Origin of the sequence: Methyloceanibacter sp. (assembly GCF_035650995.1) — a bacterium.
GTDB lineage: Bacteria > Pseudomonadota > Alphaproteobacteria > Rhizobiales > Methyloligellaceae > Methyloceanibacter.
Genome location: NZ_DASRGO010000027.1, coordinates 1 through 10,312, shown reverse-complemented (window position 1 = coordinate 10,312; position 10,312 = coordinate 1). Strand labels below are relative to the sequence as shown.

At 66.4% G+C, this 10,312-nt stretch carries 9 protein-coding genes; 7 read left to right on the top strand and 2 right to left on the bottom strand.

All coding sequences use genetic code 11. The features are described 5' to 3' along the window. Nucleotides 1-15: 15 nt before the first annotated feature. Nucleotides 16-1,005 (bottom strand): N-acetyl-D-Glu racemase DgcA, encoded by a 990-nt coding sequence (gene dgcA, locus VFB18_RS01855; protein ID WP_324970573.1) that lies wholly within the window; start codon nt 1,003-1,005, stop codon nt 16-18. Nucleotides 1,006-1,096: 91 nt separating this feature from the next. On the opposite strand from dgcA, the gene VFB18_RS01850 reads away from it, so the two are divergent. The 4 genes from VFB18_RS01850 to VFB18_RS01835 are packed head-to-tail and all read left to right on the top strand — an operon-like array spanning nt 1,097 to nt 4,592. Beyond that, nucleotides 1,097-2,275 carry an ABC transporter permease gene (locus tag VFB18_RS01850; protein WP_324970572.1) on the top strand — a complete coding sequence of 393 codons (1,179 nt, stop codon included), beginning with the start codon at nt 1,097-1,099 and terminating at the stop codon, nt 2,273-2,275. After that, nucleotides 2,272-3,081, top strand: a complete 810-nt coding sequence (locus VFB18_RS01845; RefSeq protein ID WP_324970571.1) for an ABC transporter ATP-binding protein — start codon at nt 2,272-2,274, stop codon at nt 3,079-3,081. The genes VFB18_RS01850 and VFB18_RS01845 overlap by 4 nt, the downstream gene beginning before the upstream one ends. 34 nt (nt 3,082-3,115) lie before the next feature. Next, a complete protein-coding gene (locus tag VFB18_RS01840; protein WP_324970570.1) occupies nt 3,116-3,952 on the top strand; it encodes an MlaD family protein in 837 nt (278 codons plus the stop codon). A 49-nt stretch (nt 3,953-4,001) separates the two neighbouring features. Then, nucleotides 4,002-4,592, top strand: coding sequence for an ABC-type transport auxiliary lipoprotein family protein (locus VFB18_RS01835; protein WP_324970569.1), 591 nt, complete (start codon nt 4,002-4,004; stop codon nt 4,590-4,592). 210 nt (nt 4,593-4,802) lie between these two features. Here the strand turns inward: VFB18_RS01835 and VFB18_RS01830 are convergent, their stop codons facing one another. Further along, nucleotides 4,803-8,696 carry a hypothetical protein gene (locus tag VFB18_RS01830; protein WP_324970568.1) on the bottom strand — a complete coding sequence of 1,298 codons (3,894 nt, stop codon included), beginning with the start codon at nt 8,694-8,696 and terminating at the stop codon, nt 4,803-4,805. A gap of 419 nt (nt 8,697-9,115) precedes the next feature. On the opposite strand from VFB18_RS01830, the gene VFB18_RS01825 reads away from it, so the two are divergent. From VFB18_RS01825 to VFB18_RS01815, 3 genes are all read left to right on the top strand, one after another. Next, a complete protein-coding gene (locus VFB18_RS01825; RefSeq protein ID WP_324970567.1) occupies nt 9,116-9,508 on the top strand; it encodes an Hpt domain-containing protein in 393 nt (130 codons plus the stop codon). Nucleotides 9,509-9,694: 186 nt separating this feature from the next. Beyond that, complete coding sequence (locus VFB18_RS01820; protein ID WP_324970574.1) at nt 9,695-10,015, top strand: 2Fe-2S iron-sulfur cluster-binding protein; 321 nt, start codon at nt 9,695-9,697, stop codon at nt 10,013-10,015. Nucleotides 10,016-10,024: 9 nt separating this feature from the next. Continuing rightward, a partial coding sequence (locus VFB18_RS01815) for an NAD(P)/FAD-dependent oxidoreductase (RefSeq protein WP_324970566.1) occupies nt 10,025-10,312 on the top strand: 288 nt, incomplete at its 3' end.

Sequence of the window (10,312 nt, the reverse complement as noted above, 5' to 3'; positions counted from 1 at the left end):
GTGAGGCGAAAAGCCTCAGCCCCAGAGCGCAGGCTCGGGCGGGAACAGAAGCGCGCCGTCATGGGCAATCCCCGGCACGCGGTCGCGCGCGAGGAGAAGCGGCCCGTCGAGATCCACCCACTCTGCGTCTTGCGCGAGGAGAAGAGCAGGGGCGATCGCAAGCGAGGTCGCGACCATGCTCCCCACCATGATCTTGAGCCCCAGCGCGCGCGCCCGCTCCGCGGTACGAAGCGCCTCGGTGAGGCCTCCTGTCTTGTCGAGCTTGATGTTGACCGCATCGTAGCGTGCGGCGAGCGCGTCGAGCGAGGCGCTGTCATGCGCTGACTCATCGGCGCACACAGGAACGGGCCGGTCGATATCGGCAAGCATCTCGTCGTTACCCGCCGGCAGCGGCTGCTCGACCAGTTCGACGCGCGCTCGCGCTGCGGCGGCAAGAAGCGATTCCGCCTCATGGGATTGCCAGGCTTCGTTCGCATCGACGATGAGGCGCGCTGCGGGCACGGCCTCCCGTACTGCGCTGAGGCGCTCCTCGTCGCCCGGGCCCCCGAGCTTGAGCTTGAGCAGGGGATAGGCGCTCGCTTCGCGCGCCTTCGCCGCCATCGCCTCCGGCGTGCCGAGCGACAGCGTGTAGGCCGTCAAAACCGCACGCAGCGGCGGCAGGCAGAGAAGCTCGCTGACCCGGCGGCCTGAGCGCTTCGCCTCGAAATCCCAAAGCGCGCAATCGATCGCGTTGCGCGCAGCTCCTGCCGGCATCAGCATTTGCAGCGTCGCCCGAGTCAGCCCCTCGGCAAGGGCGCCAGCGCAGCCCTCGACCGCGGCTAACACCCCCTCGACGGTCTCGCCATAACGCGCGTAGGGCACGCACTCGCCCCGGCCTTCATGCTCCCCGTCGCTCAATCGCGCGACCACCGCCACCGCCTCGTGCTTCGAGCCGCGCGAAATGGTGAATCCGCCGGCAATGGGAAAGCGTTCGACGGTTGCGCGGAGTTTCAGGCTCCCTCCCATCACGCCTTTCTTTCTCCTGGATTTTCGTTCAAAAACAGTGCGTTTCTAGAGGCGTCGCCGGTCACCTTCATCCAAGAGACTAAGCTCGTCCATGCTCAAGCGCGACCACCAGCTTGTCCTCCCAACCCAAGCCCGCGCCCCGGGCTTCAGGGTCGAGCTCAGGGGCACGACCTTCCGGCTGATCGCGACCGGCGCCTGGACCGTCGCCGAAGCCGTCCGCCTCGACACGGCGCTCAAGCGCTTGCGCGTTCCCATTCCGCCCACCCCGGATTTCACCGGCGAGATGGATATCGCCGGCATCGCCGAGATCGACACGGCCGGCGCCTGGCTCCTGCAGCGCACCGCCAATGCCTGGCAGGCGAGCGGGCTCCGCACCCATTACGCTGGAGCGACCGAAGCCTTCCGCGTCCTGATCGAGGAGGTGCAGCGGCGCGGCAATATCGAGCGGCCCAAGCTCGAAAAGCCCAATCCGCTTACCCAGTTCGGCGAGGACATGACCAAGACGGTGACCAGCGTCTGGCGCGACGCCGTCCAGCTCACCGCCTTTCTCGGCGAGGTCACGGCGGCTCTCGGCCGCATGATCCGCCAGCCCTGGCGCTTCCGCCGCACCTCCTTCGTCCATCATCTTGACCACGCCGGCTTCAGGGCCGTGCCCATCATCGCGCTGATCTGCTTCCTCATCGGTGCGGTGGTGATGCAGCAGGGCGTGGTGCAGCTGAAGCCGTTCGGGGCCGAGCCCTTCGCCGTCAACATGGTCGCCATCCTCGCGCTCCGCGAAGTGGGCATCCTGCTCACCGCCATCATGGTCGCCGGCCGCTCGGGCTCGGCCTTCACCGCCGAGATCGGCTCGATGAAGATGCGCGAGGAGATCGACGCCATGCGCACGCTCGGCATCGATCCCATGGACACGCTCGTCCTGCCGCGCGTGCTCGCGCTCGTCGTGGCGCTGCCGCTCCTCACCTTCATCGGCGACATCATGGGCCTTGCCGGTGGCGGGCTCATGGCCTTCGTCGTGCTCGGTCTCGATACCACGAACTACCTCGACAAGCTGCACGAGGCGGTCGACTACCTCCACTTCATGGCCGGCATGATCAAGGCGCCGTTCGCGGCCGTTATCATCGCGCTTGTCGGCTGCCTTGAGGGCCTGAAAGTCGAGGGCAGCGCCGAATCCCTTGGCAAACATGTGACCAGCGCCGTGGTCAAGGCGATCTTCCTGGTGATAATTTTGGACGCCGTCTTTGCCATGTTCCTGTCGGGGATCGGGGTGTGATCGTCGAAAACGGACGCGAGGTCTTGATCCGCGTGCGGGGGCTCGCCAAGAGCTTCGGCAGCCAGCAGATATGGGACGGGCTTAATCTCGACGTCTTCCGCGGCGAGATCCTCGCCATCGTCGGCGGCTCGGGCCAGGGCAAGTCGGTCCTCATGCGCGTGATCACCGGGCTTGTGAAGCCCGACAAGGGCGAGGTCAGCCTATTCGGCCAGAATGCCAAGGCGCTGTCGACGGCCGACCGCCTCGATATCGAAAAGCGCTGGGGCATTCTGTTCCAGGACGGCGCCCTGTTCTCCTCGCTCACCGTGCTCCAGAACATCCAGGTACCGATGCGCGAGCACCTCGACCTGCCGCAGGCGATGATGGACGATCTCGCCTTCCTCAAGCTGTCGATGGTGGGCCTGCCGCCGAACGCCGCGCACAAATTCCCCTCCGAGCTGTCGGGCGGCATGCGCAAGCGCGCGGGGCTTGCCCGCGCGCTCGCGCTCGACCCCGAGATCGTGTTCCTCGACGAGCCGACCGCCGGGCTCGACCCGATCGGCGCCTCCGATTTCGACCATTTGCTGCGCAAGCTGCAGCAGACGCTCGGGCTCACCGTCTACATGGTGACCCACGACCTCGATACCATCTTCACCGTGTGCGACCGGGTGGCCGTGCTCGCCGATCGGAAGATCGTGCGCACCGGCTCTCCGGGCGAGTTGCAGCGGCAGCCCAACCACCCGTGGATCAAGGAATATTTCTGCGGCGAGCGGGCGCGCGCCGCCTCGCCCCCGGGCGGAAGGGCGAAGATCCCGATTTCCGCTTAAGCTCTTGCCAATGTCGACGTAAGGAACCGGTCGGATGGAAACCAAAGCCAACTATCTGATGATCGGGGGGTTCGTTCTCGGCGTGCTCGCCTTTGCCTTCATCTTCGTGTTCTGGATGAGCAACTTCGCTGGCGGCGGCAAGCGTTACTACGTGGTGTTCGAAAGCTCGGTCGCGGGGCTCACCACGGGATCGAGCGTGGGCTTCCAGGGGCTGAAGGTGGGCGAAGTCCAGTCCTTCTCGCTCGATCCGGACGACGCGCGCAAAGTCCACGTCCTGATCAGCGTGAGCGAAAACACGCCGGTGCGCGAGAATTCCCGCGCCACCATGGTTTCGATGGGGCTGACCGGCGGCAGCGGCATCCAGATCACGCCCGGCACGCCCGATTCTCCCTTCCTGGTCGCGACCGACGCCGACCCGATTCCCACCATTAAGGCGGATCCGGGCGGCGGGCAGGGCCTGTTCGACGCCGCGCCCGCGGTCATGAACAACGCCAATGCGCTCCTCACCCGGCTGAACGACCTCGTGGCCGAAAATCAGGAGTCGATCCACAAGACCGTCGCCAATGTCGAGCAAGTCACGGCCATGCTCGCCTCGAAGAAGGACGAGATCGCGCTCGCCATCAGCGACGTGAAGGACGGCGCCAACAACTTCAAGACCTTGTCGGGCAAGCTTGAAGTGTCGCTTGGAGACAACATGGACGGCCTCACCCGTCAGGCCAAGGACAGCCTCCAGCAGTTCAGCGCCTTCATGCAGGAGGGGCGCCGCACGGCGGTCACATTGAACCGCATTCTGGAGAAGCTAGAGGCTGATCCAAAAGGTTTTTTGCTTGGTGGAAACCAGGTCCCGGAATACACTCCGAAAGGACAATAACCCACCCTTGGGGGCCAATAGGGTGACCTCGGACAGGGGGGCCATCGCAATGTCACGGTCGGCGCCAACGCTTGCTGCGGGCATGCTTTGCCTCGCGCTCGCCGGCTGCGCGCTCGCCGCCGGATCGCGCCCGCCTGCGACCTTCGACCTCGTCGCCCCGCGCTCCTTCGCCGCCACGCCGAGGCCCGCGTCCTGGCAGCTCGTGGTCTACGAGCCGACCGCAATCCACGCGCTCGAGACCGACCGCTTGATGGTGCGGCCGACCGCCGATCAGGTCTCCTATTACAAGGGCGTGGCGTGGAGCGACCGGCTCCCGCGTCTCGTGCAGGCGCGCATCATCGAGACCTTCCAGAATTCCGGCGCCGTGAAGTCGGTGAGCGCGACCAACGGCCAATATGCGCTCGCCACCGATCTTCGTGCCTTCCAGATCGACGTCTCGAGCGGCAAGGCCGTCGCCGAGATCGAGATCTTCGCCAAGCTGGTCAATCTCTCCACCGGGCGGGTGATCGCCACCAAGAGCTTCAGCGCGCGCGTGCCGGCCGCGACCGATTCCCCGGGCGATGCCATCGCCGCCCTGAACCAGGGCTTCACCGAGGTCCTGCAAGACACCACCACCTGGGTTTCCTCCCGCAAGGCCTAGTCCTGTTCCTCTGATATCAGAGATCGTCATGGCCGGGCTTGTCCCGGCCATCCACGATTGTTGCCCGGCTGACCCGTACCAGCGGGAACCAGACGGCACTGCGAAGGCGTATCTCGCGCGGGAATGACGAAATGGAACCCCCCGAAAAACATGAGCCCCCCGCCTTTAGGGCGGGGGGCCGAAGTTTGGGGGAGCCTCGCTTCTTGATCCCTAGCGGAGCCGGCCGCTCGCATGCGCGAGCAGAAGATAGACGCGGCCCGTCTCGGAGACGAGATAGTTCTGCACCGTGCGGCCTTCGGGGTCGCTCGCCTCGGCCTCGCCGAGTAGGCGCTCGAAGTCGCCGATATAGCGATCCACGGTCCCGCGGAAATCGGCGTCGCGGTCGTAGCGGCGCGCGATCTCGTCGAATGTGGCCTGGCCGTCGAGGCTGTAGATGTGGCGGCCGAGCGCGGCGTGGTCGCCGGACCTCAGGCGATACCAGACCTCCTGCGCCGTGCGCTGATCGATGGCGCGCGCAAGCTCATCGAGTCGAAGCTGATTGCCGCCGCCGAGAGGGGAGGAGGGCTGCTGCACGGCCTGCTGCACGGGGCGGGCGCCGAAGCCCTGGCCGCCGCCGAAGCCTGACTCAGGCGGAGCCGTGTCGGGCCTGCCGAAGCGGGGCGCGCCGCCTTGGCCGCCCTGCGGAGCGAAGGATGCGCCGCCGAACTGCTGGGCGAGGCTTCCCGCCCCCTGATCCCTCTCGCCCTCGCTGGCGGCAAGCGGACGGCCGCGCGGATCGAATTTCGGCATCGGCGGAAGGTCGTAGCTTCCCCCGCGCCCGACCGGCGGCAGATCGAAGCCGCCGGAGGGCTGTCCGCCGCGGCGGAACGGGTCGCCTCCGGCGCTGGCCTGAACAGGAGGCAGGGGAGGCTGGGCAACGGCCTGGCTCGCCGCGCGCGTCAGGACCGGCGCGATCTGCTCGATCTCCTTCACCTGCTGGTCGAGCGCCTTGCGGATGGCGGCCGTGGTCTGAGCGGTCTGCTCGGGGAGCGACTCCATGCGCTTCTGCATCTCTTGGCGCAGCCCATCGAGGTCGGTCGCGGTCTTCTTCGCCACCTCGTGCATGCCGCGCGAGGTCGAGTCGAACTGGCCGCGCATCTGCTCGAGCTGCCGTCCGATCTGGGTGATGACCTGCTCGAAGCTGTTTTTGAGGTCGGCGACGGCGCGGTTGGTGTGCGCCTGGGCCTCCTCGCGCAGCCGCTCGATCTGGGCGAGCGCCGTCTGCGCCTGGTTCGACGTGTCGCGGGCGAGCGCCGAGCCCACCTGCCGCGCCCGCTGTTCGGCCTGCGTCAGCGTGTTCTCCATCATGCCGGCGTAGTTGCGCATCATGCTATCGAGGTCCTGCGCCTTGGTGTTGACCGTGTGCAGGAGCGCGATGATCGCCTGGTGCCGGCCCTCGAGGATCGAGTCGATCTTGGCGTTGGACGAGTCGAGCGCCTTGGCGGCGGTGAGGATCGCCTGGCCTTGGCTTTCGAAGCGCTGGGTGAGGCCGTGGATCTGGTCGAGCAGCCCGCGCGATACCTCGCGCAGCGTCTGGGTCTGGCTGGTCAGCACGCCGACCGCCTCCTTCGACTGCGCGCCGACCTGATTTGCGGTCTGTTGCATCATCGCCGAGTTGTTGGCGAGCACCTGGTTGAGCTGTGCCGTCTGCTTGGCGAAGGCATCCTGCGTCTGGCGGGCATGCTCGCCGAGCATGCGGTCGGTTTCGGTGACGCGCTGGTTGAAGGTGTTGTCGATGGCCTGGAGCCGCTCGGCGAGCGCCATGATCACCGCCTGGGCGCGCTCGGTCATGGTCTTGTCGAGCGAGCCGGTCTGCTGGGTGATGGCCTGCTCGAGCACGCGCACGCGCTGGAGCAGGGCGTTGGTGAAGTTCTCGGCGCGCTCGGTCAGCATCTTGTCGAGCGAGGTGGCGCCCTGGTTGATCGCCGCCACGAACTGGGTGGTGCGGTCGTGCAGCGCCTTGTCGAGTGCGCCCGCCCTCTGATCGAGGGCATTGGCGAAGGTGTTGGTGCGATCGACGAGCTGCTTGTCGAGCAGGAGCGCCCGCTGATCCACCATGGCGTTGAAATGGCCGATGCGGTCGTTGAGCGTCTTGTCGAGCAGCACCGAGCCTTGCGCGATCGTGCTGGTCAAGGTCTCGGTGCGCTCTTTCAGCGTCTTTTCGAGCGCGACCGAACCTTGCGCGACGAGGCCGGTGAATTGCTCGGTGCGCTCCCGCATCATCTTGTCGAGGCCGCCGGCGCCCTGGCTCACGGCCGAGACGAACTGCTCGGTGCGGTCCTTCATGGTCTTGTCGAGAATGACCGCGCCCTGGCCGATGGTGCTGGTGAGGGCCTCGGTGCGTTGTCTCAGCGTGTTGTCGAGCACGACCGCGCCCTGGCCGATGGTGCCGACCAGCGCCTCGGTACGGTCCTTGAGCGCCTTGTCGAGCTCGACCGCGTTCTGGGCCACGGTGGTGATGAGCGCCTCCGAGCGGTCTTTCAGCGTCTTGTCGAACAGGTTCACGCCCTGGACGATCGAGGATGCGAACACCTCGGTGCGATCCTTGAAGGTCTTCTCGAGGCCGGCCGCACCCTGGACCACGGTGGCGGCGAGGGCCTCGGTGCGCTCCTTCATGGTGTTGTCGAGGAGGAGGGCGCCCTGCGCCACGGAGGTCTCGAGCCCCTTGATGCGGGCGGCGAGCGTGCTCTGGAGGGCCTCGGTGCGCTCCTTCATGGTCTTGTCGAGGGCACCGGTGCGTTGGACCATGACGGTTTCGAGCGCCGCGAGGTTCTGCGTGGCGCCGTCGATCACCTGGGTGAGGCGACCCTGCTCCTTGCTCAAGCGGTCGAGGAGCCCGGGAATGACCTCGGTGACGCGCGTCTGCGCCTTGTGCACCTGATCGGCTGCCTCGCTCGATCGCGCGACCAAGAGCTCGGTCAACTGGGTGCCGCGCTCGGCGAGCTTCTGGTCGATGCTGCTCGACGCCACGGCGATGTCGCGCGCGATCTGTGCTCCGACGCCCTTCAGCGCCTCGCTCACGCGCGCGCTGTTGTTGGCGAGCGCCTCGCGCTCGGTGGCGAGTTCGCTGATCAGCGTTCTGACGCGGTGCTCGTTCTCGCCATAGGAGCGCTCGAGTGCCGCGACCTCGCTGTGGACCATGGCCTCGAGCTCGCTCGCCCGGCCGATGGCGCGCGAGATGGCGTCGTTCATGGCGGCGACCTGGCGGCGGATGGTCTGGCCGACCGAGGCGACCGACTGCTCGGCAAGCTTGTCGGGCTCGGCGAGCCTGACCGCGACCTCGGTCATGGCCGAGGCCATGAGGCGGAGCTCCTGCGCGCGCCACACGAGGAGCGCGAGGAACCAGAAGATGGCGATGGGAACGAGGATGGCGACCGCCGCGGTGAGCGCGGAGGCGCTGCCGAGCAGGCCCGATACGCCGCCCGAGGCCATCTGCGCGGAGATCAGGCCGAAGGCGAAGAATCCGCCGATGATGAACCACACGACCGAGGCGACGAGCGCCACCAGGAACGGCGTGCGCGCCGGGCGCTGCTGGAGGGCAAAGATCAGGCCGCCGATCGAGGGGACGTCGTCATTGGCAGGGGGGGCAAGCCGCCGCTGCGGGGGAGGGCCTGCTGGCCGGCGCGTACGGGCGAATTGCTTCGGCGCGCTGCCCGCGCCGGCGGGCGGCGCGGTCTCGGTGAATTCGAGCGGGGGCTTTGCCTCCTCCTGCTTCGGCTCCTCGCGCGGCTCACGCGGCTCGCGGCGGCCGAGGATCTCGTCGCGCTTTGCGCTGTCGTCCCGCTTCACCGTGTCGTCGCGCCGGAAGATTTCGTCGCGTTTGGATTCCTCGCGCCGCGCCTCTTCGCGCTTCGGCTGCTGCTGCTCTTCGCGCTTGCGCTGCTCGGCCCTGAGCCGCTCGGCAAGCGTGGTCCGTCGCGGAAGCTCGCCGCTGCGCGCGGGGCTTTGCCCCTCTGTGGGCTTGTTGTCGGCTGGTCTGAAGAGACCTTCGAGCCCGGGCTTACCGTCGTCCTTGGCTCCGTCAGCCGCACCTGCAGGCGGCGTTTTCGCTTGCTCTTGCGCCATCACGCGTTCCTCGCACCGACTAGATCTCGGAGAATTGCGCGCCCCCGAACCCAACCCGTTTACGCAGCAGGCGCGTCGCGTCTAAGCTGGGGCGCCCGTTCCCGGATAGATTATCCGGGAAGGCCCCCCGACGCATTTCCCCCTCTTCCTTCATCGTTAACGAATTTTTAGGGCTAAAAAAAGTTTAATCGGCAGGTATGGTTTACGCCGGTTAACCTTTTAGTATCGTTCGGTAATTTAGGCTGTCGCCGGGCCAAGAATCGCGTAGATCAGAGGTCTGGTTGCAGGAAGGTGACAGGATTTCGGGGACGTTCGTCACACAAACGCCCCGGAGCCTTCCGCGATGCAACAAAAAAGCGTCCCATTCGGCCGCCTTAAGCGAGTTCATTGCTTTGAGGTCAAGCAGGGGAGCAAGGACCATGGCAAGCGAAATGGCGTGGGCTGAAGCAGGGCGGCCGGTTGCAGGCCCTAAGTCGTCCTCCCATCCCATCGATCTCGTCCACTTGTCTCGCTATACGCTCGGCGAGCGCGCGCTCGAGCGCGAGGTGCTTGAGCTCTTCTCGAGGCAGTCCTTCGTCTATCTCGAGCAGTTGAAGCAGAGCCGGACCGATCTCGACTGGAAGAACGCCGCCCACACCATCAAGGGTTCGGCCCGCGCCGTCGGCGCCTGGCAGGTGGCCGAGGCGGCTCAGCGTGCGGAAGGGCTTGCCGGCGAAATACTTGCCCGCTCGCGCGGCACGCAGGTCGAGGAGATCGACAAATCCTTGTGCGAGGCGCGCGCCTATATCGGGTCTCTGCTCAAGGACGTTTGAGGCCAATTCCGCCGCTTGTTCCGCGCGTCGAAACGCCCGTCGAAGGCGCTGGAGTCTCTTTCCCATTTGCCCTATAGAGCACGGGCCGCGAGCGGGGCCCCCTTCTCGCGCTCTCCCTCGGGCGCGAGCTTTAAGCCGCTGTCCGAAGCCCCCGATGTCAGGACGATCGCCTCGCGCGCCAAGAACATGGCCAGGATCACCTTTATCCAGAACGATGGGACCGAACGCGTCGTCGAGGCCGAGCCTGGCATGACGGTGATGGAGGCGGCGGTGAAAAACTCGATCCCCGGCATCGCGGCCGAGTGCGGCGGCGCCTGCGCCTGTGCCACTTGCCACGTCTATGTCGACGACGCCTGGCGCGAGAAGACCGGGCAGCCGGAGCAGATGGAGGAGGACATGCTCGATTTCGCCTTCGACGTGCGGCCCTCGAGCCGGCTGTCCTGCCAGATCAAGGTGACCGAGGATCTCGACGGGCTCGTGGTGCGCATACCCGACAAGCAGTTCTGAGCGAACGTAATGGCAAACGACGTGATCAAGACAGATGCCCTGATCGTAGGGGCGGGGCCGGTCGGCCTCTTCGCGGTGTTCGAACTTGGCCTGCTCGACATCAAGGCCCACGTGGTCGATATTCTCGACCGACCGGGGGGCCAGTGCGCCGAGCTCTATCCTGAGAAGCCGATCTACGACATTCCCGGCATCGTCATGGTGACCGGACAGGAGCTGACCGACCGGCTCATGGAGCAGATCAAGCCGTTCGGCGCCGAGTTCCACTTCGGCCAGAGGGTCGATGCCTTGGAGCGCCTT